Below are 26,214 nucleotides of genomic sequence, written 5' to 3' on the forward strand. Positions count from 1 at the left end.
ATCAGCCAGCAACAATTGGATTTTTATGAGCAGTTCTCTCCCATTAACTGGTCCGCATCCATTGAATTTTGAGGTAGGTGTCTTACTGCAAGCGGGATAAAACAGGAATTTTGGAAAATGATGTAGAATGAAATGAATGATAATACGTGAAGGTAGGGGAATGTATGACAACATTTAATTGGCATGAATCAGCAGAGAAGAAATGGGATAGTAGTGCGGAGTTTTGGAATAAAAATAGTCAGGAAATGTGGGATAGCGGGAGTAGGAGCACAATTATTCCGTTTTTTGAACAATACGTAAAGAAAGAAGCACAAGTGCTCGATGTTGGTTGTGGTGATGGGTACGGTACATATAAATTAAGTAGCGCAGGCTATAAAGCAGTGGGAGTAGATTTATCGGAAGTGATGATTCAAAAAGGTAAGGAGCGCGGAGAAGGACCAAATTTATCTTTTATAAAAGGAGATCTTTCTGCATTACCATTTGAAAATGAGCAATTTGAATCAATTATGGCAATTAATTCTTTAGAGTGGACGGAAGAGCCATTACGAGCGTTAAATGAAATAAAGCGTGTGTTAAAGAAAGATGGATATGCATGTATTGCAATTTTAGGACCGACAGCAAAGCCACGAGAGAACAGTTATCCTCGCTTGTATGGAAAAGACGTTGTTTGTAATACGATGATGCCTTGGGAATTTGAACAGTTAGCGAAAGAACAAGGTTTTAAAGTTGTAGATGGCATCGGCGTATATAAGCGCGGAGTAAACGAGAAGATGTTAGGTCAACTACCTACAGAGTTGCAACAATCGTTAACATTCTTATGGGTATTTATGTTAAAAAACGTATAAAGAAATGAAAGAATTTTTAGGAGGTAAATAAGTGCAGAAAATACAAAAAACTGATACAATATCATCAGAACCAATTAAAGGGGGACTAGGGTATATGACAACTACTACAACAGTGAAATCCGATATTGAAATCGCACAAGAAGCGAGTATGAAGAAGATTCAAGAAATTGCAGCTGATTTAAATATTTTAGAAGATGAATTAGAGCCATACGGGCATTATAAAGGTAAGTTATCTCTTGATATTTTTAAGCGCTTACAAGATGAGAAAGACGGTAAAGTTGTTTTAGTAACAGCAATTAACCCAACTCCAGCTGGAGAAGGTAAATCAACAGTAACAGTTGGTTTAGGTCAAGCTTTTAACAAAATTGGTAAGAAAACAGTAATTGCACTTCGTGAACCATCTCTTGGACCGACGATGGGATTAAAAGGTGGAGCAGCAGGTGGCGGTTTTTCACAAGTCGTACCAATGGAAGACATTAACCTTCACTTTACTGGAGATATCCATGCGATCACAACTGCCAATAACGCATTAGCAGCGTTTATTGATAATCATATCCAACAAGGAAACACACTTGGAATTGATACGCGTAAAATCGTTTGGAAACGCTGCGTTGACTTAAATGATCGTGCCCTTCGTAACGTAGTAATTGGTCTTGGTGGACCTGTACAAGGTGTACCACGTGAAGACGGTTTTGACATTACAGTAGCATCTGAAATTATGGCCGTGTTCTGCCTTGCAACAGATATTCAAGACTTAAAAGCACGTTTATCTCGCATCGTAGTTGCCTATAACTTTGCAAATCAACCTGTAACGGTTAAAGATTTAGGTGTAGAAGGTGCGTTAACACTATTATTAAAAGACGCATTAAAGCCGAACTTAGTACAAACGTTAGAAAATACACCAGCTATCATTCATGGCGGACCATTTGCGAATATCGCTCACGGTTGTAACAGTGTTATCGCTACAACAATGGCAGCAAAATTAGGTGATTATGTTATTACAGAAGCTGGATTCGGTGCTGATTTAGGCGCTGAGAAGTTTTTAGATATTAAAGCTCGTGCAGCTGGCATTAAACCAGAAGCAGTTGTTATTGTTGCGACGATTCGTGCGCTTAAAATGCATGGCGGCGTTGCAAAAGATCAATTAAAAGAAGAAAATGTAGATGCATTAGCAAAAGGTATGGAAAACTTACAGAAGCATGTTGAAACAATTCAAAGCTTCGGTGTGCCTTTCGTAATTGCAATTAATAAATTCATTACAGATACAGATGCAGAAGTTACATACTTACAAGAGTGGTGTAATGAGCGTGGCTATGCAGTATCCTTAACAGAAGTTTGGGAGAAGGGTGGCCAAGGCGGAGTTGACCTTGCTGAAAAAGTACTAAAAGAAATCGAAAAAGGTGAAAACAACTACGCACCACTTTATGAATTAGAATTACCATTAGAAGAAAAAATTCGTACAATTGCTCAAAAAGTGTATGGCGCAAAAGATATTGAATTTGCTCCGAAAGCACGTAAGCAATTAGCTCAATATGAAGGAGAAGGTTGGAGTAACCTACCAGTTTGTATGGCGAAAACACAATACTCTCTTTCTGACGATGCAACAAAATTAGGTCGTCCATCTGACTTTATCGTTACAATTCGTGAGTTAAAACCATCTATCGGTGCAGGCTTTATCGTTGCGTTAACAGGTACAATGTTAACAATGCCAGGTCTTCCAAAACAACCAGCAGCACTTCAAATGGATGTAAATGAAGATGGAAAAGCAGTAGGTTTATTCTAAAAGGTTGTAATTCATCTCGTTTATCTGTAAACTATATATACATCAAGTGGCGCCTTTCCATCGAAAGGCGCCTGTTTTTTGGAGGAAATTATGTTTGATCCAACTGCTTTTGACAATTTAAAAGTAATCGTAGAAGGTGCTGTGTATGATTTTGATCTACATGGAGATATTCTTGTAACAGATCGAAAAGATATGATGGACCTTGCCTCATTCAGTCGTATATATCATATCTCATTTCAATTAACAGAACCGTTCGAACCATTAGTAGAAGCAACATTTTCATTATCTGTGGATGCAAAGAACTTGTCTGGTGAAATACTAGAAGTGCCTCAGTTTACACCAGGTTGTGAAATGAAGCTAGCATTTTCATTCCCGTTAGAACAACCAGAAGTAGGATGCGAAGAAATTGAAACTTTAATGCGTTCTATATGGGGAAAAGAAAGAATGATTATGCAGAAAGTTTCATACGAATATAATAAGCAAGCGATTTCATATCATAATAAGGTAGAGGTTCTATTTCAAAAAGCGATTACAGAAGACCATGTTGATGATTTAATAGCTGTTATTTCACACATGATAGAAACGGTGCGAACAATACAGCATTTTCTTCAAAAATAGAGATAAAGGAGAAAAACAAATGATAAAAGATATGCAACCATTTTTACAAGAAGCTTGGGAGAAGGCTGGTTTTAAAGAATTAACTGAAATTCAAAAACAAGCGATTCCAACTATTTTAGAAGGACAAGACGTTATAGCTGAATCTCCAACTGGAACAGGAAAAACATTAGCGTACTTATTACCCCTTTTACATAAAATTAATCCTGAAGTAAAACAGCCACAAGTTGTTGTTTTAGCGCCAACACGTGAACTTGTAATGCAAATTCATGAAGAGGTTCAAAAGTTTACAGCAGGAACTGAAATTTCAGGTGCATCTTTAATTGGTGGTGCAGATATTAAGCGCCAAGTTGAAAAATTAAAGAAACATCCGAGAGTAATTGTCGGTTCACCAGGACGTATTTTAGAATTAATTCGTATGAAAAAGCTAAAAATGCATGAAGTGAAAACAATTGTATTTGATGAGTTTGATCAAATTGTAAAACAAAAGATGATGGGCGCAGTACAAGATGTAATTAAATCAACGATGCGCGACCGTCAATTAGTATTCTTCTCAGCGACAATTACCAAAGCGGCAGAAGACGCGGCACGTGATTTGGCAGTTGAACCACAAGTGGTACGTGTAACACGTGCAGAGTCAAAAAGCTTAGTTGAGCATACGTACATCATTTGTGAGCGACGCGAAAAAAATGATTATGTAAGAAGAATTATGCATATGGGCGATGTAAAAGCAGTTGCTTTCTTAAACGATCCATTCCGTTTAGATGAAATTACTCAGAAATTGCAGTTCCGTAAAATGAAAGCAGCAGCTCTTCATGCAGAAGCAGGTAAGCAAGAGCGTGAAGCAACGATGCGTGCATTCCGCGGCGGAAAATTAGAAATTCTACTTGCTACTGATATTGCAGCACGCGGTATTGATATTGATGATTTAACACATGTAATTCACTTAGAATTACCGGACACAGTAGACCAATATATTCACCGCTCAGGACGTACAGGACGTATGGGTAAAGAAGGAACTGTCGTATCTCTTGTAACTCCACAAGAAGAGCGCAAATTACTACAATTTGCGAAAAAACTAGGCATCGTATTTACGAAGCAAGAAATGTTCAAAGGAACATTTGTAGAATCGAAGCCACCAGCACCTAAGAAAAAGAAACCAGCATTTACTGGGAAGAAAAAGCCTAGATAAATAATGGGGAAGGCGTAACTATTTATAGTTACGTCTTTTTGTTTGTAATTGAATAACAAAGGGAATTTAAATGTATCTATCTTATAAGAATTATCGATAAGGGTGAATCATTTCTCATTTAGTTTGTACAAGGAAGTAATATAAAAAAGTCGAATATTAAACTGATGCGAAATAATAAAAAGAAGGTACATATATGGATAGGAAATTAGGAATGTTTTTGAATACGAAACATATTGAAGTAAACGAAGGAATACAAAAAGCAAGGGAATGGGATTTAGAATATATTCAATTATATGCTATGAATAAAAACTTCAACTTAGCTAATATTCCAGTGGTAGAATGGACTGCTTTAAAGAAAAGCTTATCTTTTAATGGGATAAAGATTCCATCATTAGCAATTAGTTTTGGAGAAAATGGAATTACAGGAACAGAAGCTGACAGTGCAATAAATCAGATTAAATATATTACTGACAGAGGTTTGGAGCTGGGAGCAAAGATAATAACAGCTCATATTGGGAAAGTTCCAGATGATGAAAAAAGTGAGAGCTATGATAAAATGGTGCGGGTTTGTTATGAGATAGGGGAATTAGCATTCAAATTTGGGGGAGTCTTTGCTATTGAGACAGGATCTGAAAAAGCAATAGTATTAAAACGATTTTTAGAAAATGCAAACTCGAAAGGACTAGCTGTTAACTTTGACCCAGCAAATTTAATAAGTGATGTAAATGAAAATCCGTTAGAAGGTTTATTACTATTAAAAGATTATATAGTACAAACTCATATTAAAGATTGTAAAGAAGTGAAAAGTAATAGTTCAAGTAAGTATATAGAAGTAGCGGTAGGAAATGGTGAAGTGGATTTCGATATATTCTTCAAAGTATTAGATGAAATTGGATTCGACGGATATAACATGATTGAAAGAAACAATTATTTTGACGAACTGGATGGGATGAGTCAGTCGATAAATTTTGCAAAGAAGTACATACCAACTCAAAAGGAATAACGATACCAGCTGTAGAAAGCTACATAGAATGTAAAAAAACAATAGGAGGAATACAAATGATTCATAAAGTAGGACAAATTATGTTATATGTAAATAATCAAGATGAGGCAGTAAATTTTTGGACGGAAAAGGTAGGGTTTCATGTAGTTGCGGAGGAAGATAACAAGCAAGGAATGAGATGGATTGAAATTGCTCCAACTAACGGTGCTGAAACGAGCATTATATTACATAATAAAGAAGTTATTTCGAAAATGAGCCCAGAATTAAATCTTGGTACACCGTCCTTAATGTTCTTCTCAGAAAATCTGGATCAATTATATGCAGGTTTAAAAAATAAAAATGTTACTGTTGGAGAAATGGTAACTATGCCTTCTGGTAAAGTGTTTAACTTTGCTGATAGTGAAGGGAATTATTTTGCGGTTATGGAGAAGAACCAATAATAATATTGCTATGTGAAAATCCCCCTCAAATATATTGAGGGGGATTAAATCTTTGAAGTGGATTTTTCATGAGAGAGTTGTGTAATAAAAAATGCACCTTTTTCAATAGCGGTTTCAATGTAACCGACAATTTGATTAAACGTAAACACCTGTAAGTCTTCATGCAAATGTTGCTCGGGATACAACATATCTTCAAAAAGATACTTTCGAAAAGCTAAAACGTTTTCTTTAGAAACCTCTTCAATATCCACAATGTGAGCCTCTTGATTGAGAAGAGAGAAGAGCTGTTGTTCTTTATCGTAATGATGAAGCAACTTTGCATTTAACAATTTAAAATCGTTATAGTACAGGGGTGCGATAGTTTCGTCATTTTCTATTCTATTTTTTAGCCATGGTAGAAAAAAGCCACTTAGCCAATTATCATCGGCAATGAGGTGGGTGTAATAGCCTAAAATAAAGGGGGAATCTATATGTGCTTCGTATTTATGAAAAAATGAATCATAATCTATTCTTCTCGTATAGTTCTTCGTTGTACCAGCATAAAAATGTGAGGTTCCTTTTTCTTTTTTTGAATGAACAGCATCAGGGGCTACAGCTCCAAGTAAGAAAGAAGTTTTATCTTGAATACATAGTTTCTCAGCAATACCGTTAGCGATAATAACATGCATAATTCGTGATCCCATGAATGCCACCTCTGTTTCAAGTATTCATTTCAGGAAGAAGACTGAACAGTTAGTATTACTTTCCCTGTACTTTTTCTACTTTCGACCCATTCATGTGCTTTCCCTGCATCTGGAAGGGGAAAAGATTTTGTAGCTTTCATTTGCAAACTTCCGTCACGCAAATAACGGAAAACTTCATTTGCCGTTTCTTGGAGTAGTTCAGGACGTTTTTTCCGTGTAGTGCCAAAGCTAAAGCCTAGTATAGAGCGGCAACTTGCGTGTAAATCTTTCGTTTTGAAATTGCCAATTTTACCGCTTGCATTACCGAAATGAACGAGGCGACCGTAATAAGCTAGGCAGTTTAAACTTCTTTCAGAGACAGTTCCAGAAATAGAGTCCAAAATTATATTCACTCCTTCTCCGTTTGTCAGCTCATTGACTTTCTCTGCAAAATCTTCATCTTGATGACAAATAACATAATCAGCTCCAGCATCTAAAGCGATTTCTTTTTTCGTTTCACTTCCTACAGTACCGATAACTGTTCCAGCCCCTAATCGTTTTGCAAGTTGAATCGCGGTAGTACCAATTCCGCCAGCAGCTGCATGAATCAGCACGGATTCATTTTGTTGAAGCCTTGCAACATTCACGAGTAAATTATAGCTTGTGAAAGATACGATCGGACAAGCAGCTGCAGTTTGAAAGTCGACTTCATGGGGTAAAACGAAAGTGAGATTTTCATTTGAAACAACGTACTCTGCGTAAGATCCATTTTGAGGAAAAGCAATGACACGCTGTCCAGGTTGAATATTTTTCACATGAGAACCGACGCGTTCTACAATACCAGTTGCATCTATTCCTGGAATAAAAGGTAGTGCTTTATTTCCTTTTTTGCCATAACGTGATTTAATATCAGCGAAATTTACACTAGTAGCAAAAACGCGAATTAAAACTTGATCTTCTGAAATAGTCGGCATATCCACATCTGTATATTTCATCACTTCAGGACCACCGAACGACGTTACAACGATAGCTTTCATCATATATCCTCCTAAATTTGACTATATAAATCATTTTAAATCTTTATCAGAAATTGGAAAATTATATAATAGTTATGTGTGGTTATAAGTGAAGCTTATGAACTCATTGGATCATAATATTAATTTATATAAAAAATTTTTTCGGAAAAATCGAACGAAATATGAATTACTTGCCAATATATAGTGTAAGACAAAGGAGGGCTGGAATATGAAGGCTGAAATAGATTACGCACATTTAATTCGATTAACTTTATCAGGAAATAAAGAAGCGTATAGCGAATTGTATGATGTAACGATTCAAGAAGTATATAAAACAGCACATTTTTTAATTGAAGATAAAACGGATGTAGATGATGTCGTTCAAGAAGTATACATACAGCTATATGAATCGCTTCGTAAATATGATAGCGAGAAGCCATTTCGCCCTTGGCTAATTGGGCTTGCGATTAAACAAATTCATTCTTATAGAAGAAAGAGGTGGATGCGACTACGAATTATGAAAAAAGCAGAAGAGCAAAGAAAGCCAGTGCAAATTGATTTTTCTAACGATGTTGTAAGTAAAATATCAAACCAAAAACTAATCGAACTCATTCATAAATTACCGTATAAATTGAAACAAGTTATTATCTTAAGATACTTATACGAATATTCACAAGAAGAAGTAGCACAAATATTACATATTCCAATTGGTACAGTGAAGTCTAGAATTCATGCGGCATTAAAGAAACTACGTCAAAAAGAGCAAGTAGAAGAAATCTTTTTAGGAGAGGTAGGGAATGTGAAATGAGTTTAGATTGTAGAGTTAGAGAATCTATACGAGAAGAAGCGAAGGGGATTGTTGCCCCACCGGAGTTAAAAGAAAAAGTAATTGTTCAAATCAAAATGAATCGCGGGGGAAGTAAGGTGAAGAAACGTCTTATCGCCGGAGTGCTTGCAGCAGCATTTTTAATCCCTACGACCGGTTTTGCATATCAATCTATTATGGCGGATGGTATATACGGATCTTTTGAGAATTTAAAAAAACACGCCGGAGCGATGACATTAGAAACGTATATGCGTTTTAATGCAAAATTATCAGAAGCGAAAGATGAAATGAGTTCGAAGGAATATGAAGAGTTTACAAAAGAACTGAAAAAATTAACTAATGCAAAGCTTGCGTACGGGGATTCGAATGGTAATATAGATTATGATCAATTATCACCAGCTAAAAAAGAGGAATTGAAAAAGGTAGTAATGGAGCTTCATCCGTATTTTGATAAATTAAATGGCCATAAATCTAGTAAAGAAGTACTAACTCCTGAAGAGTATGAACAATATATGGAGGCGTTAATGTCACATCAAACTGTGTTAGTAAAAACGAAATCGAGTGGCGGGATAACAGTAGAAGAAGTGCCTGAGGCGTACAAAGAAAGATTTATTAAAGCGGAGCAGTTTATGGAGTATGTAGATGAAAAGGTGAGATAAGTAAAAAAGCTCAAAGCTTTAGCTTTGAGCTTTCTTTATTAAAAGAAAATAGAGCATTCAATTATATTTTTTCATCGTTGCATTGTCCTTTTGTATAAAACAATCTAATAGTGAATAACCAGCTATTAAACTAATAATCGTAACAAAAGTTGTATTTATTAGAATAATATTAACTAAATAAGGTAGGTATTCGGCAAGTGGTGAAAAGAGTAGTGCTGGGGAAAAGGAAATGAATAGTGTAGGCACTGTAATAGCAATAAATTTATCCGGTTGAAAGCTCCAGTTTTGTTTACTCGTTTCGCGATTAATAGATTGAAGGAAGCGTAATAAAATGCCAACTATAAGAGGGAAGAGTGTAAAGTAGAATAATCTTGGATAAACGTTAAAGTTCACTTGTGCATCTGTATCTAAATAAAATTGAATTTTTACTCCTACAAATAATAATAAGACGATAAATAATGTGAAGCAGAGGTATAGCATCACTTTTTGCATTATATTCCACCATCCTTTACTCAAAATATATTCAAAAAAAGAAGAGATATACAATAACTACTGTTGTATATCTCTTCTTTTACTGTTAGTTAATAGTGGAGTTTGATTTTTCTTGCTTCGTGAAATAATCAATAATGCCCATTGCGCTAATTTCTATATCTAAATGTAAAATATTATAAACGGAATGATCTGATGGAACGTTTAACTTTGTAAGATGAGAAGAGATTTTATCCATTAACAAAGTTTGTAAAGCTTTAGTTACTTCATCGAAATCATTATACTTTTCAAAGACTTCCTTACCAGTATGAACGAAAATAGGTAGCCAATATTCCAGTTGATTATATACTTCTGTAACATGAGAGGATGCGCCGTAATGACCGAAATAAATAGTATCTACATTCATACTTTGAATGTGATTTTTAGAAGTAATCATCGCATCTGGTTGGAATTGTGAAGGGGACGTTGATGGTAGATATAACTCTACATCAACGTCTGCGAGTTCTCTATAATAAATTCCAATTGTATCGCCAGTAAAAATCCCGTTTGTTAATGAATCGTGAATGCTAATATGGTGCTTCGCATGTCCTGGTGTATCATAAAATGTAAGGGTGCGATCTTTTGCAATTTTTAACGTATCACCATGTTGTACAATATGAACACGTTCTTCTTCAATTGGAAGAATTGGATCAAAGAGTTTATCGAAATCTTCTTTGTAGACAGCTTTTGCACCTAAAATAAGTTTTGTTGGATCAATCATATGACGAGCACCACGAGAATGCACATATAACGTAGCATTTGGGCACTTTTCCATCATTAAACCAGCTGCTCCAGCGTGATCTAAATGCACATGTGTAACGATAATGTTTTTAACATCGTTTAAATCAATATGTAATTGTTGTAAGCCGTCTAAAATATACGGAAGAGAAGGGGCTGCACAAGTTTCAATTAAAGTAATATCGTCACCTAATAAAACGTACGTACCTGTTCGTTCATTATGCTGTAAATCGAAATCATCAATAAGATATAGGTGAGAAGATAATTGCTCTACTTTTTTCATAGTTACCACTCCTTATATACTGCATGTTTTTATTATACGCTAAAATAGAAAAAAGGCAGAAAACGAAGCTCGTCTTCTGCCTTTTTGTAATATTATTATTTCGTTTGTTGTTTATTAATAGACATAATGAACAGTCCAACAATCCCGCCTACTAATGGAAGCATAATCTCTCCTGCTAAATTAAAGTAGGAGCTTAAGAATAAACCATTTACATCGATTACCCAGCCAGTAACAAACAATAACATCATATATAGTACGAAATAAAACTCGCGATTTGAAATCGTTTCATGTTGTGCAGTTTTCATAATGAACACCATCCTTTTCTTTTATAATGGAATATAAACTGTCACATTTTGTTCACATTTCAATTGTAAAACTTTCCATCATAAAAGTCTAGTAGTTTGTGTCGAATTTTCGAACAGAAATAAAGCGCTATCATTACAACTTATAAGTACGTAATAAGAGCTGTATATTCACGAATGTAGTATAGTATAAACATAGAATGATAGTGAAGAGAGGGGCAAAGACAATGACAGTTTATGATTTTTCAGCTAAAACAATTACAGGTGAAGAAAAATCGTTAAAAGATTACGAAGGAAAAGCACTTCTTATTGTCAATGTAGCTAGCAAATGTGGTTTCACACCACAATATAAAGGATTACAAGAGGTATATGATAAATATAAAGACCAAGGACTCGAAATACTCGGATTTCCTTGTAACCAATTCGGGGGACAAGAACCAGGTACAGAAGCGGACATTACTAGTTTTTGTGAATTAAACTACGGTGTAAACTTCCCGATGTTTGCAAAGGTTGATGTGAAAGGTGATAAGGCTCACCCTCTATATACATACATGACAGAACAAGCACCAGGTTTACTTGGTATGAAAGCAGTGAAATGGAATTTTACGAAGTTTTTAATCGGAAAAGACGGGAAAGTAGTAGGGCGTTTTGCTCCGCAGACGAAGCCGGTAGATTTAGAGGTTGAGATTGAGAAGGTGCTTGGGGAATAAGTAGGAGTTTCACTTTATTAAAAAACGTCTCAAAGAACAATGTAGTTCTTTGAGACGTTTTCTTTAAACTCAAATTTTCAAGATTAAATAACTGTATCAAAGCCATCTGATTTAGGTGGAGAAGCTGCTTTTTTCATAAGTACTTCCCATAAGTGTACGGATTTCTTCCATTCTACCGTAGCCTGCCCCTGTTGATACATAGCGTTCTCATAACTGGCAGTAAGTTGTTGCATATCGGCCGAGTTGTAAAGTGTATCGATATGGAGAGCGTATTCTCGGAATGTTTGACTTTCACCCCGTGGTATGCCAATTCTCGCAAATTGTTTTAAAAGTGCACCGTAAGCTTTTTGATAAACAGCATCATCTTTTCGGTATTTATAGAAATGAATAATAAGAAATGTCATCCATTTCATTCTAGTGGTGAAGAGAATGTATCCTATAATACTAATTAGTATCGTAGAGAGGAATACGTACCACCAAGAAAAACTAGTTTTAGAATTTGTGACCTTTTTAGTAGAAGCTTCTTCTGTATTTTCAATTAAACTTTTAAGTTTTGCTTCATTATTTCGTTGTTGTATTTGCTCGTTATTAGAATTATTTGCTTCGCTATTTTGTGAAATAGGAGCAGGCGTATTATTTATAAAATTATAGGGATTAGTAAATCCTTTTGTCGGTTCGAATGGAATCCATCCGTATTCTGGGAAATATACTTCGACCCAAGAGTGTGCGTTATCGTTCGTGATTGTATAAACATCCTCACCTTCTGCAGAGGCAAGTGTATTGTCAAGAGTTCCTTCTGTATAGCCTTTCACCCAGCGAGCTGGAATCCCGGCAGAACGAAGTAGTACAATCATAGACGTCGAAAAATTATTACAGTAGCCGCTTTTTGTATCGAAAAGGAATTGATCTACATAATCTTGGCTTTTGGCAGGGAATGAGACATTCGTTGATTCGTATGTAAAAGAGTTGTCTGTGAAGTAATTTTCAATAGCTAATACTTTATCATATCGGTTGTCTTTATCATTTGTAAGATTGATAGCCAAGTCTTTTACGCGCTGTGGTAATGACTCGGGAAGTTGTGTGTACTTTGTCATAAAATAAGGATTTGTTTCTTGACCTTCATTTGTTTTTACAGCTTTCAAGTTTTTTATGGAAAACTCAGGGATCTCATATGTTACTTTATACGAATGTAAAGTAGTAGAAGAGTCTCCATTCATTGTATAAATTTTTTCTGAAAACGGGTCAACACTGTATGATACATCAGAAGAAGCTTCAACTGTTACTAATCCTGCTGGATAGGTAAGGTGAGGGTAACTTTTTTGCATGGTAATTGTTGCCTCAGTAGTTTCTGTTTTTGTATTTTGTTCGTACCAGCTTACGACGTCGTTTTTATTTTTAAAAGAAACCTTTTTCGGATTTTCAGAAACCTCCCAGCCTTTTCCGGTATAAAAATCTTTCGTTTCGACTCTCCAATATTGTTTGTTTTGCGTTCGTGCTGTGAAAACAATTGTAGGATCCGCCTTAAAAGGACCACCTAATCGTGAGTCATCTAAACCATACCCAATTGTAGAAACTTTTTTTTCTTTACTTGCTTCAGATGTGTTGAATTTTAAGAAATCCATTGGGTTTGGCCATTGAGGGCCAAATTTTGGAGCAAAGTATGCGATGGTTGCTAATAATACAATAAATATTGTAAGTGGTCTAAGTAATTTTGAGATTTCCCTAGCATAATTTTGTAAGTGTTCACGTTCTTTTATTCGTTCTACTTGAAGAAGACTAAGCATAAAAAAGCCGATGACAACAGTACGAATAATAGCGTAGTTTGCATTGTATAAATGTAAGTTATGAAAAGTTGCGATATAAATAATAGTCAATACAAGAAATAGAAACCCACGTTTTTTATGAATAATCCAAAATGAAGTAAAAGAACTCAAAAACCAAAATGAGAGAAAAAATAAAACCGTCGGAAAAACTGGAGAAATATCTAGTAAATTCCCTTGGAAAAACAGGGAGGAATTTCGAAACATATCAGAAAAGAATGCTGTTAGCCAAGATGGATTTATAAAAGCATTTTTATAATATAGGGAATGAATGATAAATAGGACTGTGACAATTTTTATTGGAATCTGCCACCTCGTTTGAAAAAAAGAGAGAGCGAAGCAAATTCCTATAAATGTTACGAAAATATCTAATCTACCTACATTTGTAATACCTATAAGAGGTCTTAGCCATTCTAGTAAAAGAAGAAATACACATGCATGCATAAAGAATCTGTTCGTATCCCACTTGTATTTTGTTTGTAATGTTATCATTTGCTCACCTCAAAAAACACGTTTGTATAACGGTTTTCATAAACCGTGTTTACAAATATTTGTCGTTTTTTTAGAGTTTCTATTATACTGATTTCTCGGTGTGAAAGTTGATTCGCTTTTTCTTTCACGACAAAAACCATACATTTTCTATTTCTTATAGCGGCACAATCAGCCGCCTTTTGAATATCGGGAGAAAGATTACTGGTCACGAGTATAACCGTGACGGGCTCATAAATTTTTCTTAGTTCCATGTCTAGACTCTGGGAGAGCGGGAATACACTGTCTGCTTGCACTTTTGCTAAATGACAAAGGATTTGTTGTAACTGCGTATCTCCATTGTCTAAAGGGAAAATAGTTTGTTCTTTTCCGATAGACACGAATGATGCTGGTGAATTTTGTTTCAAGACAGTCCTTACGATAGAGGCAGTAAATGTGACGACTGATTCGAATAGAGGAGACTCGGTTCTGTCTATGAATATCATGACATTATGGCTGCGCTGTTGTTCAAACTCTTTTGTCATAATAGTGTTTGTTCGTGCAGTTGCTTTCCAATCAATCCATGAAAAGCGATCACCAGGTTTATAGTCTCTGACACCGACAGAGATTGTAGAGTCTTTTGCTGAATTTATATTTGCTGAAAGCGCTCCTTGTTCGAAATGATTTTCCAATTGTCGATATGCTATATCTACATACTGGGGATAGACTAAAAATGTATCTGGAACTGAAAAAGTTACTTCTTTCTCTATCATGCCGAATAAATCGCCAGTTTTGACACGAACGCTTGAAAAAGTGTGCTCGCCTCTAGGGATTGTGTTAATAACATATTGAAACGAAATATTTCGTTTCAATCCTGGGAAGAGTACTACCTTATTCATCTTTGTTTGTTTACAACTTATAAATTGTGGTGGCAGTTCATCTTCTATAACTAAATAAAGTAAGGGAAAAGGAAATTTTCTTTTTATTGTAATCGTGCTTACAAATTGTTCTCCTACTACATATCCATTTTGGTTTGTTATTCGTTTTACTTCAGCGTCCCGTAAAGCGTAGAAGGGGAGTAGTAGCGAATAAAGAGCAATGGGAATTGTGCTGTAAAACAAAAACCAACTGACAAACCCTCCTTGAAGCATAGCGTACACAAATGTTAAGACTAGACATAAAGGGAGTAGCAATAACTTCATAACGTGATATAGCGCTCGCAGCATTCGTTTCATCAAGGGTTCATCGTCCTTTGAGTAGGCACGGTAGTTCGTGCAACGATTTTTCCGATAACTTGTTCTCCTGTTATTCCTTCAAATTTTGCTTCCATTTTTAGAATGAGTCTATGTGCTAAAACGTAAGGAGCTAAAAATTTAACATCGTCTGGAATAACATAATTCCTGCCATGGATAAATGCATAAGCTTGTGAAGCTTTCATTAAAGCAATCGAGCCACGTGGACTTGCACCTAACTGTATAGAACTGTACGTACGAGTCTGATTAACAAGCTTTACAATGTAATGCTTAATTGCTTTGTCCATACTTACTACCCGTACGCTTTGTTGTAAATAAATTAATTCTTCTATTGTAGTAATGGTCTGTAATTGAGAGAGTGGATTTGTTTTTTCCATCCGGTTTAAAATTTCAAATTCTTCCTCTGGTGTAGGATATCCCATTTTTAGTTTCAATAAGAAACGATCGAGCTGAGCTTCTGGTAGAGAATATGTTCCTTCATATTCGACCGGATTTTGTGTAGCCATGACAAAGAACGGTTTTGGTAAAGGTCTTGTAATGCCATCTATTGTAATATTGCCTTCTTCCATACATTCAAGTAAAGCAGATTGTGTCTTTGGAGATGTACGATTAATTTCATCAGCAAGTACAAAATTCCCCATAATTGGTCCAGGCTTGAACTCAAATTGGAGCTCTTTCGGATTATAAATAGAAACTCCTGTTACATCTGACGGCAATAAATCAGGTGTAAATTGAATTCGCTTATAATCAGCATCAATGGATTTAGAAAGGGCACGTACTAGCATTGTTTTCCCGACACCAGGAACATCTTCTAATAGCACATGACCTTCAGCTAAGAGAGCTGTCAAAGCTAAGATTGTTTCTTTTCGTTTTCCGACCATTATTTTTTCAATATTATTGATTATTTTTTCTACAGTGGGATGTAATGAATCAAGCTGGGGCATCGTAATCCTCCTAATGTTATTATCGTTTTCTAATCAATTTAGTGGACATATTTCTAATTCTATATGTAGATAGTAAAACTTCTACCTTAAATTCTGAGAATATTCAGATTATTTATTTCGATTACATCTAGTATAATTGTTTCCGTAACTAAGGGCAATACAGTAAATAATGATTTGTATTTTTATGTAAAATCAGACTCGATATAAAATAATAACATTGGGAAAAATTTTTTTACATACAATTTATACTCTTTTCCTTATGGCAGTTTTGAAATAATATCAAAACTCTTTTTCTTTTGCAAAATAGTCGATACCTCAAAATACCATTCTCCTAATAATTAAGATTAACCATAATCTTCACAACGGAACACAAGATTTTCTCACAAACTTATTTTCTACTGAATTTTTGACAATCTCTTGAACTGTGCGAAATGTCACATCTGTATTTTACAACCTCTCTTATAGTAAGGGTATGTAAGAGAGACGTATTAAAGGAGTGAACAGTATGAAGAAAAAAACTTCAGCACTAATGAGACGTTTAAAATATTTTTCACCAATAGATCGTTATAACGATAATCATACACAAGAAACATATGAAGATCGCGAATGGGAAAATGTGTACAGAAAGCGTTGGCAGCATGATAAAGTAATTCGTTCTACACACGGCGTGAACTGTACTGGTTCATGTAGCTGGAATATATATGTGAAAGATGGAATTGTAACTTGGGAAGGGCAAGAGCTTAACTATCCAACAACAGGTCCAGATATGCCTGATTTTGAACCACGAGGATGTCCGCGTGGAGCGAGTTTTTCTTGGTACATTTATAGTCCACTTCGTGTGAAATATCCGTATGTACGTGGTGTTCTTTGGAGTATGTGGCAAGAGGAACTACAAAAGCACAAGTCACCACTAGATGCTTGGAAAAACATTGTGGAAAACCCTGAAAAAGCACGTAAGTATAAGCAGGCGCGTGGTAAAGGTGGATTCGTTCGTGCGAATTGGGATGAAGTATTACAACTCGTTTCAGCTTCTCTACTTTATACAGTAATTAAATACGGGCCAGATCGAAATGTTGGCTTTTCACCAATTCCAGCTATGTCGATGTTAAGTCATGCTGCTGGTAGTCGTTTTATGCAACTTATGGGTGGGCCGATGCTTAGTTTCTATGATTGGTACGCAGATTTACCACCAGCTTCTCCGCAAATTTGGGGCGATCAAACAGATGTACCAGAAAGTAGTGACTGGTATAACTCTGGTTACATTATGACATGGGGTTCAAATGTACCGATGACGAGAACACCAGATGCTCACTTTTTAGCAGAGGTTCGATATAAAGGAACGAAAGTCGTTTCTGTCAGCCCTGACTTCGCTGAATCTACAAAGTTTGCGGATGATTGGATTAGTGTGAAACAAGGTACAGATGGTGCACTTGCGATGGCAATGGGGCATGTGATCTTACAAGAATTTTACGTAGATAATCAAGTGGAATATTTCACAAAGTATGCGAAGCAATATACTGATTTTCCTTTCTTTGTCACATTGAAACAAAAAGGAGATCAATTCGTTGCTGATCGTTTCTTAAACGCTGCTGATATTGGACGCGAAACGAAGTTAGGAGAATGGAAACCTGTTCTTTGGAACGAGAACACGAATGATTTTGCAACACCTCAAGGCACAATGGGCTCACGTTGGGATAACGAAAAGAAATGGAACTTGCGTTTAGAAGATGAAGAAACAGGTGAAAAGATTGATCCACGTCTTTCTTTACTTGGAATGGAAGAATCGATTGGAACGGTACAAATTCCGTACTTCTCTGATGATGGAAACAAAGTATTAGAACGTACAATTCCAGTGAAAAAGGTTATGACAGAAGAAGGCGAAGTGTTCGTTACAACTGTATACGACTTAACGTTAGCAAATTACGGAGTGAACCGAGGGCTTGGCGGACAAGAGCCGAAAGACTTCAATGATGACATACCGTTTACACCTGCATGGCAAGAGAAAATGACAGGAGTAAAACGTGAGCTTATTATTCAAATCGCTCGTGAGTTCGCACAAAATGCTGTTGATACGAATGGTCGCTCAATGATTATTGTCGGAGCGGGTATTAACCACTGGTTTAACTCTGATACGATTTATCGCGCTGTTTTAAATCTTGTTCTTCTCGTTGGAGCACAAGGTGTAAACGGCGGTGGTTGGGCGCATTATGTTGGTCAAGAAAAGTTACGACCTGCAGAAGGATGGCAAACAATCGCGATGGCAAAAGATTGGCAAGGGCCACCAAAATTACAAAATGGTACGTCTTTCTTCTATTTCGTAACAGATCAATGGCGCTATGAAGATACACCTGTTGGACATTTAGCATCACCAATTGAAGGTAACTCACGCTATCAACATCACGGTGATTACAATGTATTAGCAGCACGACTCGGCTGGTTACCTTCTTATCCAACATTCGAGAAAAATGGAATTGAATTATATAAAGAAGCTGTTGCTGCTGGTGCAACAACGCAAGAAGAAATCGGAAAATATGTTGCACAAAAATTAAAAGAAAAAGAACTGAAATTTGCGATTGAAGATCCTGATAATAAAAACAACTTCCCGCGCAACTTATTCGTTTGGCGTGCGAATTTAATTTCAAGTTCTGGTAAAGGGCATGAATATTTCTTAAAACATTTATTAGGTACAACAAACGGATTAATGAATGACGATAGTGATTCATTACGACCAGAAGAAATTAAGTGGCATGAAGAAGCACCAGAAGGGAAGCTTGATTTACTCATTAATTTAGATTTCCGTATGGCTGGAACAGCGCTGTATTCTGATATCGTCTTACCTGCTTCAACTTGGTACGAAAAACATGATTTAAGTAGTACAGATATGCATCCATTTGTGCATCCATTTAATCCAGCAATCGGTTCACCGTGGGAAGCACGCTCTGACTGGGATATTTTCACTTCACTTTCTAAAGCTGTGTCAGATTTAGCGAAGAAAATAGATCTTGAACCAATGAAAGAAGTTGTTGCAACACCACTTCTTCATGATACACCGCAAGAATTAGCGCAACCACTTGGCAAGATTAAAGATTGGAGTAAAGGTGAATGTGAACCAATCCCGAGTAAAACGATGCCACAAATTCATGTTGTTGAAAGGGATTATAAAACGATTTATGACAAAATGACAGCACTTGGACCAAATGCCGGAAAACAACCGATTGGTACGAAAGGGATCTCTTGGTCAGCTGAAAAAGAGTATGAGCAATTAAAGAGCAAATTAGGAGTTGTTCGAACGGATACTATTGCGAAAGGTTGCCCAGACATAAAAGAAGCAATCAATGCTGCTGAAGCGGTATTAACGCTTTCTTCTACAACAAACGGTCATATGGCAGTAAAAGCATGGGAAGCACTTGAAAAACAAACAGATCTAAAATTACGTGATTTAGCAGAAGAACGTGAAGAAGAATGCTTTACATTCGAACAAATTACAGCACAACCGAAAACAGTAATTACTTCTCCGGCCTTTACAGGTTCAGAAAAAGGTGGACGACGTTACTCACCGTTTACAACAAATGTGGAACGTCTTATTCCTTGGAGAACGATAACTGGTCGACAATCTTTCTACTTAGACCATGACATGATGAAAGAATTTGGTGAAACGATGGCAACATTTAAACCAATTCTGCAACATAAACCGTTCCGTAAGTCACGCCCTGAAGTAGAAGGGAAAGAGATTACACTAAACTATTTAACACCGCATAATAAGTGGTCGATTCATAGTATGTATTTCGATTCATTACCGATGTTAACGCTGTTTAGAGGTGGTCCAACTGTTTGGATGAATAAAGAGGACGCTGCAGAAGCTGGCGTTGCTGATAATGATTGGATCGAGTGCTTTAACCGTAACGGTGTTGTCGTAGCGCGTGCTGTTGTAACGCACCGTATACCGAGGGGAATGGCATTTATGCACCATGCGCAAGATCGCCACATTAACGTGCCTGGTACGAAATTAACAAGCACCCGTGGGGGAACGCATAATAGTCCAACCCGTATTCATGTTAAACCAACACATATGATTGGTGGATATGGCCAATTAAGCTATGGATTTAACTATTATGGTCCGACTGGGAACCAGCGTGATTTAAATGTTGTAATCCGTAAACTGAAGGAGGTAGATTGGCTTGAAGATTAAAGCGCAAGTCGGAATGGTAATGAACCTAGATAAATGCATCGGCTGTCATACTTGTAGCGTAACGTGCAAAAACACCTGGACAAATCGTCCAGGTGCGGAATATATGTACTTCAATAACGTAGAAACGAAGCCTGGAATTGGTTATCCGAAACAATGGGAAGATCAGGAGAAATATAAAGGCGGATGGGAATTGAAAAATGGTGAAATTCAGCTGAAATCTGGTTCGAAAATGAAACGTCTTATGAACATTTTCCACAATCCAGATCAACCAACAATTGATGATTACTTTGAACCTTGGAATTATGATTATGAAACATTAACAAATAGCCCGCAGCGTAAGCATCAACCAGTTGCTCGTCCGAAATCAGCAATTACAGGCGAATTTATCGACAAAATTGAATGGGGTCCGAACTGGGAAGATGATTTAGCTGGTGGACATATAACAGGATTACAAGATCCGAACGTAAAGAAAATGGAAGAAGAAATTAAAACAGATTTTGAAAACGTCTTTATGATGTATTTACCACGCATATGTGAACATTGTATGAATCCGTCTTGCGTATCATCTTGTCCATCTGGTGCGATGTATAAACGTGAAGAAGACGGCATTGTTCTTGTAGATCAAAATGCATGTCGTGCTTGGAGGTTCTGCGTATCATCTTGTCCATATAAAAAAGTGTATTTTAACTGGCAAACGAATAAAGCTGAAAAATGTACAATGTGTTTCCCACGTATTGAGGCTGGTATGCCAACAATTTGTTCAGAAACATGTGTGGGACGTATCAGGTATATTGGGGTAATGCTATATGACGCTGACAAAGTAAAAGAAGCAGCTTCTGTTGAAGACGAAAAAGATTTATATGAATCTCAGCTTACTGTTTTCCTAGATCCAAATGATCCAGAAGTAGCAGCTGAAGCGAAAAAACAAGGCATTCCTGAAGAATGGATTAAAGCAGCACAAGAGTCACCAATCTATAAAATGATTATCGATTGGAAAATTGCTCTGCCTCTTCATCCAGAGTACCGTACAATGCCGATGGTTTGGTATATTCCGCCGCTTAGCCCAATTATGAATATGGTGGAAGGGAAAGGCAGTAACTGGCAAGCAGAAGAGATTTTCCCTGCTATCGATAATATGCGTATTCCAATTCAATATTTAGCGAATTTACTCACTGCAGGAGATGAATCACACATTCGTCTTACATTGAAGAAAATGGCTGTTATGCGAACGCATATGAGAGCGCTGCAAATTAATAAAGAGCCAAATGAAGCTGTATTAAAAGAACTTAGTTTAACAAAACAGGATGTAGAAGATATGTATCGTCTTCTTGCTATTGCGAAATATAAAGATCGCTTCGTCATTCCGGGCACTCACCGTGAACAAGTGGCAGATTTATATAGCGAACAAGGAAGCTGTGGTTTAGCATTCGCAGGTGGTCCAGGCTCTTGTATGACAATTTCTTAAATAAAGGGGGCAGAAAATGATGAAACAAAGTTTACAAACTGCTTTTTCTTGTTCTTCTTTTCTTCTCTCCTATCCTGAACTAGGGTGGAGAGAAGCTGTAACTGAATTGCAAGAAGAGATTGAAACGATAGAAAAGGAAGAAGTTAAAGCATCACTTACAGCCTTTATAAAGCAAGCGCTACATAAAACGAATGATCAACTCATTGATAGTTACGTATATACATTCGATTTTGGTAAGAAAACAAATATGTATCTTACTTATATGAACACTGGTGAACAAAGAGAAAGAGGTATTGAATTATTAGAGTTAAAGCAGCATTATAAAAAATCTGGTTTTGAAGTAACGGATAAAGAACTACCTGATTATTTACCACTTTTTCTTGAGTTTTTTGCAAATGCAAATGAGCAAGACAGTGAACCAATTATGAATAAATACAAGGAGAATATACAAGCATTACACGTTCAGTTAAAAGAAGCAGGTAGTATGTATGAACCAATTCTTGCGGCTGTTCTACTCGCTATCGAAGCATGGGATGTACAGACAAATTAGAAAGGAGAGTTGTTAAAATGATGAATCAATTTCTATGGGTATTGTTTCCCTATATCATTTTTGCAATCTTTATCGGTGGACATATTTTTAGATACAACTATGATCAATTTGGATGGACATCAAAATCTAGTGAACTATTAGAAAAGAAAATGCTCCGAATCGGAAGTCTATTATTCCACTTTGGGATTATGTTCGTAATTGGCGGTCATGTTATGGGGATATTAATTCCAGAAGCTGTATACCGTTCGATAGGTATTTCTGAGCATACGTATCACATAATGGCAATTAGTTTCGGGCTTCCGGCAGGTGTTGCTTCTATCATCGGTTTAATTATATTAACGTACCGCCGCGTAACTGTAAAACGTATCATTGCAACGAGCACAAAGGGAGATTATATTGCGCTTATTTTATTACTTATCGTAATGTTAGCAGGACTTTCTTCAACATTTTTAAATATCGATTCAAAAGGATTTGATTATCGTACAACAATTGGCCCTTGGTTCCGAAGTCTCTTTATTTTCCAACCGAAAGTTGAATATATGACGGAAGTACCAGTATGGTTTAAAATTCATATTCTTGCAGGGATGGGTTTATTCGCAGTGTGGCCATTTACAAGACTAGTACATGTATTTAGTGCCCCAATTAAATATGTAAGCCGTAGTTATGTAATTTACAGAAGACGTATTCCTAATGAGTTGAAAAAATAATACTGCTGTAAACAGATAGGAGTTAGCAGCTAAAACGAAACGAGGTCTAATATGGAAGGCCTCGTTTTTGTTTATATAGGGAATAGCCGTTAATAAGTAGTTTAAATTGAAAAAAGATTAGCATCTAAATAAGATGCTAATCAATGCTACAAACAGAAGCAGAGCAATCTTCACAAGCAATTTCACATTTTAAAAATTGTAAATCGTGGATTGTAATCTTTCCTTTATGAATCGAAATTGTACCTTGCTTTTTTAATTCATTTAACATTCGATTTACACTTTCACGTGAAGTTGCACAGAAATTAGCAAGTTCTTGATTTGTTAATGGTAAATCGATGAGAATCCCATTTTCTTTTAATACACCGTAACTATTTGTCATTCGTATAAGAGTAGAGTACAGGGCACCTTTTTTGCCGTGTAATACTAAATCTCGGAACTTCGTTTGCATTCTTCTTAAATGTTCACTAATCCATTTCATAAATTCAAATACAAGTGCTGGTTTTTGGAGTAATGCTTTTTCTAACGCTTCACGCTTTATAACTCCTACTTCAACATCTTCAAGGCATTTTGAATTTAATAAGTATTTCGCATTGTCCGTGAATAATGTTAGTTCTCCAATAATGTCATATTCCGAACAAATTCGAAGTGTCAATTCTTGTCCGTCAGCACTTAATTTACTAATTTGTACTTTTCCTGAGTGGATGATATAGAGCTCTGTTGCCTCCATACCTTCTTGAAAAATAAAACTACCTTTTTTAATTTGCATTTTATATTCAACAGATGCAAGTAATTCTTTTAAATCTTGAGATAATGTCATACTGTTTGCCACAGTGATCACCTTTCTTCTTATAAGCAATACATTTCCTATTTTGAGTGTAAGTATGATGAAAATGCAAGAGCTATTTTAAAAATAAATTGAAATTTCAATGACCGTAAGGGGAAGAAATCTTCAGTTTTTAGTTTGAAAAATTCAATAGACAAAGTGGATGAGATTAAAGATGTGAACAAAATTCGAACGGATTTGTGAAGAATTTTTGAATGGGGAAAGTAATGTGAGAAAAGTCACATTGAATATGTAGCTTCTTTTTTATAATGAAGGCAAATAAAAAAATTGAAAGCTTACTAAGGATTGCAGCAGAAAAGAAGGGATATAGATGCATGAGAACATGAAAGATTCTTTAGAACGGCCACTTCAAGATTTACGTATTTCAGTTATTGATCGTTGTAATTTTAGGTGTACATACTGTATGCCTGCTGAAGTGTTCGGACCTGATTACGCTTTTTTAAAGGAAGAGCTTTTATTAACGTTCGATGAAATAGAAAGATTAGCGAGATTATTTATAAGTATGGGAGTCAATAAAATTAGGCTTACTGGCGGTGAACCTTTATTGCGTAAAGACTTACCGACGTTAATTGCAAGACTTGCAAAGCTAGAAGGCTTAAAAGATATTGGACTCACAACAAACGGTATTCATTTAGCAAAACAAGCAAAGGCGTTAAAAGAAGCGGGATTAAAACGTGTAAATATTAGTTTAGATGCGATAGAGGATTATGTCTTCAAAAAAATTAATGGACGAAATGTAAGCACAAAACCTGTATTAAAAGGAATTGAAGAAGCGAAGAACGCAGGGTTAGAAGTAAAGGTAAATATGGTCGTAAAAAAAGGAATGAATGATAGTCAAATTCTTCATATGGCTCGTTACTTTAAAGAAAAAGAAATTCAGCTCCGTTTTATAGAGTTTATGGATGTGGGCAGTACAAACGGCTGGAACTTTGAACAAGTTATTACGAAGGAACAATTAATAGAGAAGATTAATCGTGTATATCCGATTGAGCCTGTTAAACCTCGTTACTTTGGAGAGGTTGCGAAAATGTATCGATATGTAGGGAGCGATGCAGAAGTTGGATTTATTACTTCTGTTTCTGAGTCATTTTGTTCTTCTTGTACGAGAGCCCGTATTTCGGCAGACGGTAAGTTTTTTACATGTTTATTTGGAACAAAAGGAACGGATTTGCGAACGCTTCTTCGAGAAAATATTTCTGACGCCTCATTATTAAAAATTTTACAACATACATGGCGATATAGAACAGATCGATATTCAGATGAAAGAACAGTTGAAAGTACAAGTAAACGTCCAAAAGTTGAAATGTCTTACATTGGTGGATAGTGAAAGGCGGAGTTCTTATGCAAGAGCGTTATGCAAGACAAGTATTGTTTTCTAGAATTGGTGAAATGGGACAAAGAAAAATAAGAGAAAAGCATGTGCTCCTAATCGGTGCGGGTGCACTAGGAGCTGCAAATGCAGAAGCTCTTGTTAGAATGGGAATTGGGAAATTGACAATTGCTGACCGTGACTACGTCGAATGGAGTAATTTACAACGGCAACAGTTATATACAGAAGAAGATGCACAGCAGTGCAAACCGAAAGCAATTGCAGCGGCAGAGCATTTAAGAAAGATTAATTCTGAAGTGGAAATTGTACCAGTAGTATCGGATGTCACACTGCAAGAAATAAAAGAGTTAACAAAAGAAGTGGATCTCATATTAGATGCGACTGACAATTTTGATACGCGCCTACTTATAAATGACATTTCACAAAAAGAAAATATACCTTGGATATACGGTGGATGTATTGGAAGTTACGGTGTAACGTATACAATTCTTCCAGGGAAAACACCATGTTTTCGCTGCTTAATGGATCATCCTATGGGCAGTGCAACATGCGATACAGCAGGAATCATTCAACCGGCTGTACAAATGGTCGTTGCTCATCAAGTAACAGAGGCGATGAAAATATTGGTGGATGATTTCGAGGCGCTAAGAGGAACAATGTTATCATTTGATATTTGGAACAATCAATATCTCTCATTAAAAGTAAATAGACAGAAGAAAAATACATGTCCATCTTGTGGAAATACACGCACGTACCCAAGTTTAACATTTGAAGCACAGATGAAAATGGAAGTGCTATGCGGACGGAATACGGTTCAAATCCGTTCAGGGGTAAAACGTGTTCTTCATTTAGAGGAAGTTCAAAAACGATTACAAAAAAGTGTACTTGTCCAAAAAACGCCTTACTTACTATCATTTCTAATTGATGAATATCGTTTCGTTTTATTTACAGACGGTAGGGCATTTATTCATGGAACAAATGATGTGAAAATAGCAAAACGATTATACGCAAAATATATAGGATGAACAGAAAGAGAGTTGTC

At 36.1% G+C, this 26,214-nt stretch carries 24 protein-coding genes; 15 read left to right on the forward strand and 9 right to left on the reverse strand.

Annotated features, from left to right (window positions below; translation table 11 throughout):
• Window positions 1-164 precede the first annotated feature (164 nt).
• The 6 genes from BM089_RS06150 (at window position 165) to BM089_RS06175 (ending at window position 5,878) form a co-directional block, all read left to right on the forward strand.
• Window positions 165-845: a class I SAM-dependent methyltransferase gene (locus tag BM089_RS06150; protein WP_090976286.1), complete on the forward strand. Its 681-nt coding sequence runs from the start codon at window positions 165-167 to the stop codon at window positions 843-845.
• A gap of 94 nt (window positions 846-939) precedes the next feature.
• Window positions 940-2,628, forward strand: coding sequence for a formate--tetrahydrofolate ligase (locus BM089_RS06155; RefSeq protein ID WP_014482011.1), 1,689 nt, complete (start codon window positions 940-942; stop codon window positions 2,626-2,628).
• Between the two features lie 90 nt (window positions 2,629-2,718).
• On the forward strand, window positions 2,719-3,246 hold the full coding sequence (locus BM089_RS06160) for a hypothetical protein (RefSeq protein ID WP_139213217.1): 528 nt from the start codon (window positions 2,719-2,721) through the stop codon (window positions 3,244-3,246).
• 19 nt (window positions 3,247-3,265) lie between these two features.
• The gene (locus tag BM089_RS06165) at window positions 3,266-4,435 is read left to right on the forward strand and encodes a DEAD/DEAH box helicase (RefSeq protein ID WP_016512956.1); all 1,170 of its coding nucleotides are present in this window, start codon (window positions 3,266-3,268) and stop codon (window positions 4,433-4,435) included.
• A 193-nt stretch (window positions 4,436-4,628) separates the two neighbouring features.
• Window positions 4,629-5,438 carry a sugar phosphate isomerase/epimerase family protein gene (locus tag BM089_RS06170; protein ID WP_110496516.1) on the forward strand — a complete coding sequence of 270 codons (810 nt, stop codon included), beginning with the start codon at window positions 4,629-4,631 and terminating at the stop codon, window positions 5,436-5,438.
• A 56-nt stretch (window positions 5,439-5,494) separates the two neighbouring features.
• A complete protein-coding gene (locus tag BM089_RS06175) occupies window positions 5,495-5,878 on the forward strand; it encodes a VOC family protein (protein ID WP_000581475.1) in 384 nt (127 codons plus the stop codon).
• Between the two features lie 44 nt (window positions 5,879-5,922).
• Here BM089_RS06175 and BM089_RS06180 read toward each other — a convergent pair whose 3' ends face one another.
• Together BM089_RS06180 and BM089_RS06185 are read right to left on the reverse strand one after the other, a co-directional pair.
• Complete coding sequence (locus BM089_RS06180) at window positions 5,923-6,561, reverse strand: zinc dependent phospholipase C family protein (protein ID WP_090976290.1); 639 nt, start codon at window positions 6,559-6,561, stop codon at window positions 5,923-5,925.
• Window positions 6,562-6,590: 29 nt separating this feature from the next.
• Window positions 6,591-7,577 (reverse strand): quinone oxidoreductase family protein, encoded by a 987-nt coding sequence (locus BM089_RS06185; protein ID WP_048567938.1) that lies wholly within the window; start codon window positions 7,575-7,577, stop codon window positions 6,591-6,593.
• A gap of 208 nt (window positions 7,578-7,785) precedes the next feature.
• On the opposite strand from BM089_RS06185, the gene BM089_RS06190 reads away from it, so the two are divergent.
• A complete protein-coding gene (locus BM089_RS06190) occupies window positions 7,786-8,364 on the forward strand; it encodes a sigma-70 family RNA polymerase sigma factor (protein ID WP_000642664.1) in 579 nt (192 codons plus the stop codon).
• Window positions 8,361-9,041, forward strand: a complete 681-nt coding sequence (locus BM089_RS06195; RefSeq protein WP_000050703.1) for a DUF3600 domain-containing protein — start codon at window positions 8,361-8,363, stop codon at window positions 9,039-9,041. Before BM089_RS06190 ends, BM089_RS06195 begins: the two co-directional genes overlap by 4 nt.
• 57 nt (window positions 9,042-9,098) lie before the next feature.
• Here BM089_RS06195 and BM089_RS06200 read toward each other — a convergent pair whose 3' ends face one another.
• The 3 genes from BM089_RS06200 to BM089_RS06210 all read right to left on the reverse strand — a co-directional run bounded on the left by BM089_RS06200 (window position 9,099) and on the right by BM089_RS06210 (window position 10,895).
• Window positions 9,099-9,533 (reverse strand): hypothetical protein, encoded by a 435-nt coding sequence (locus tag BM089_RS06200; RefSeq protein ID WP_001174535.1) that lies wholly within the window; start codon window positions 9,531-9,533, stop codon window positions 9,099-9,101.
• Window positions 9,534-9,618: 85 nt separating this feature from the next.
• Entirely contained in the window at window positions 9,619-10,590 is a 972-nt protein-coding gene (locus tag BM089_RS06205; protein WP_090976292.1) for an MBL fold metallo-hydrolase, read from the reverse strand.
• Window positions 10,591-10,685: 95 nt separating this feature from the next.
• Window positions 10,686-10,895, reverse strand: coding sequence for a DUF3925 domain-containing protein (locus BM089_RS06210; protein ID WP_043938462.1), 210 nt, complete (start codon window positions 10,893-10,895; stop codon window positions 10,686-10,688).
• A gap of 224 nt (window positions 10,896-11,119) precedes the next feature.
• On the opposite strand from BM089_RS06210, the gene bsaA reads away from it, so the two are divergent.
• Window positions 11,120-11,602, forward strand: coding sequence for a glutathione peroxidase (gene bsaA / locus BM089_RS06215; protein WP_000219434.1), 483 nt, complete (start codon window positions 11,120-11,122; stop codon window positions 11,600-11,602).
• A gap of 83 nt (window positions 11,603-11,685) precedes the next feature.
• Here the strand turns inward: bsaA and BM089_RS06220 are convergent, their stop codons facing one another.
• The 3 genes from BM089_RS06220 to BM089_RS06230 are packed head-to-tail and all read right to left on the reverse strand — an operon-like array spanning window position 11,686 to window position 16,087.
• Entirely contained in the window at window positions 11,686-13,914 is a 2,229-nt protein-coding gene (locus BM089_RS06220; RefSeq protein WP_089170882.1) for a transglutaminase TgpA family protein, read from the reverse strand.
• The gene (locus tag BM089_RS06225; RefSeq protein ID WP_090976294.1) at window positions 13,911-15,125 is read right to left on the reverse strand and encodes a DUF58 domain-containing protein; all 1,215 of its coding nucleotides are present in this window, start codon (window positions 15,123-15,125) and stop codon (window positions 13,911-13,913) included. The genes BM089_RS06220 and BM089_RS06225 overlap by 4 nt, the downstream gene beginning before the upstream one ends.
• Entirely contained in the window at window positions 15,125-16,087 is a 963-nt protein-coding gene (locus BM089_RS06230; RefSeq protein WP_001135807.1) for an AAA family ATPase, read from the reverse strand. The genes BM089_RS06225 and BM089_RS06230 overlap by 1 nt, the downstream gene beginning before the upstream one ends.
• Window positions 16,088-16,592: 505 nt before the next feature.
• Between BM089_RS06230 and BM089_RS06235 the strand changes: the two genes are divergently transcribed.
• Genes BM089_RS06235 through narI form a run of 4 tightly spaced genes read left to right on the forward strand, consistent with a single transcriptional unit; the run spans window position 16,593 to window position 22,998 of the window.
• The gene (locus BM089_RS06235) at window positions 16,593-20,276 is read left to right on the forward strand and encodes a nitrate reductase subunit alpha (protein WP_090976296.1); all 3,684 of its coding nucleotides are present in this window, start codon (window positions 16,593-16,595) and stop codon (window positions 20,274-20,276) included.
• Window positions 20,266-21,741 (forward strand): nitrate reductase subunit beta, encoded by a 1,476-nt coding sequence (gene narH / locus BM089_RS06240; protein ID WP_063547125.1) that lies wholly within the window; start codon window positions 20,266-20,268, stop codon window positions 21,739-21,741. The genes BM089_RS06235 and narH overlap by 11 nt, the downstream gene beginning before the upstream one ends.
• A gap of 19 nt (window positions 21,742-21,760) precedes the next feature.
• Window positions 21,761-22,291 (forward strand): nitrate reductase molybdenum cofactor assembly chaperone, encoded by a 531-nt coding sequence (gene narJ, locus BM089_RS06245; RefSeq protein WP_063220184.1) that lies wholly within the window; start codon window positions 21,761-21,763, stop codon window positions 22,289-22,291.
• A gap of 17 nt (window positions 22,292-22,308) precedes the next feature.
• On the forward strand, window positions 22,309-22,998 hold the full coding sequence (gene narI, locus BM089_RS06250) for a respiratory nitrate reductase subunit gamma (RefSeq protein ID WP_000981851.1): 690 nt from the start codon (window positions 22,309-22,311) through the stop codon (window positions 22,996-22,998).
• 136 nt (window positions 22,999-23,134) lie between these two features.
• On the opposite strand, the gene BM089_RS06255 is transcribed toward narI, so the two are convergent.
• Window positions 23,135-23,827, reverse strand: a complete 693-nt coding sequence (locus tag BM089_RS06255; RefSeq protein ID WP_000013866.1) for a Crp/Fnr family transcriptional regulator — start codon at window positions 23,825-23,827, stop codon at window positions 23,135-23,137.
• Between the two features lie 325 nt (window positions 23,828-24,152).
• Here BM089_RS06255 and moaA point away from each other — a divergent pair, with 325 nt between their 5' ends.
• A complete protein-coding gene (moaA, locus tag BM089_RS06260; protein WP_000545008.1) occupies window positions 24,153-25,166 on the forward strand; it encodes a GTP 3',8-cyclase MoaA in 1,014 nt (337 codons plus the stop codon).
• Window positions 25,167-25,183: 17 nt separating this feature from the next.
• Window positions 25,184-26,197, forward strand: a complete 1,014-nt coding sequence (locus tag BM089_RS06265) for a molybdopterin-synthase adenylyltransferase MoeB (RefSeq protein ID WP_001158064.1) — start codon at window positions 25,184-25,186, stop codon at window positions 26,195-26,197.
• The last annotated feature ends 17 nt before the right edge of the window (window positions 26,198-26,214 follow it).

The sequence above is a fragment of the Bacillus sp. 5mfcol3.1 genome, assembly GCF_900114335.1.
In the GTDB taxonomy this organism is placed as follows: Bacteria; Bacillota; Bacilli; order Bacillales; family Bacillaceae_G; genus Bacillus_A; species Bacillus_A thuringiensis_S.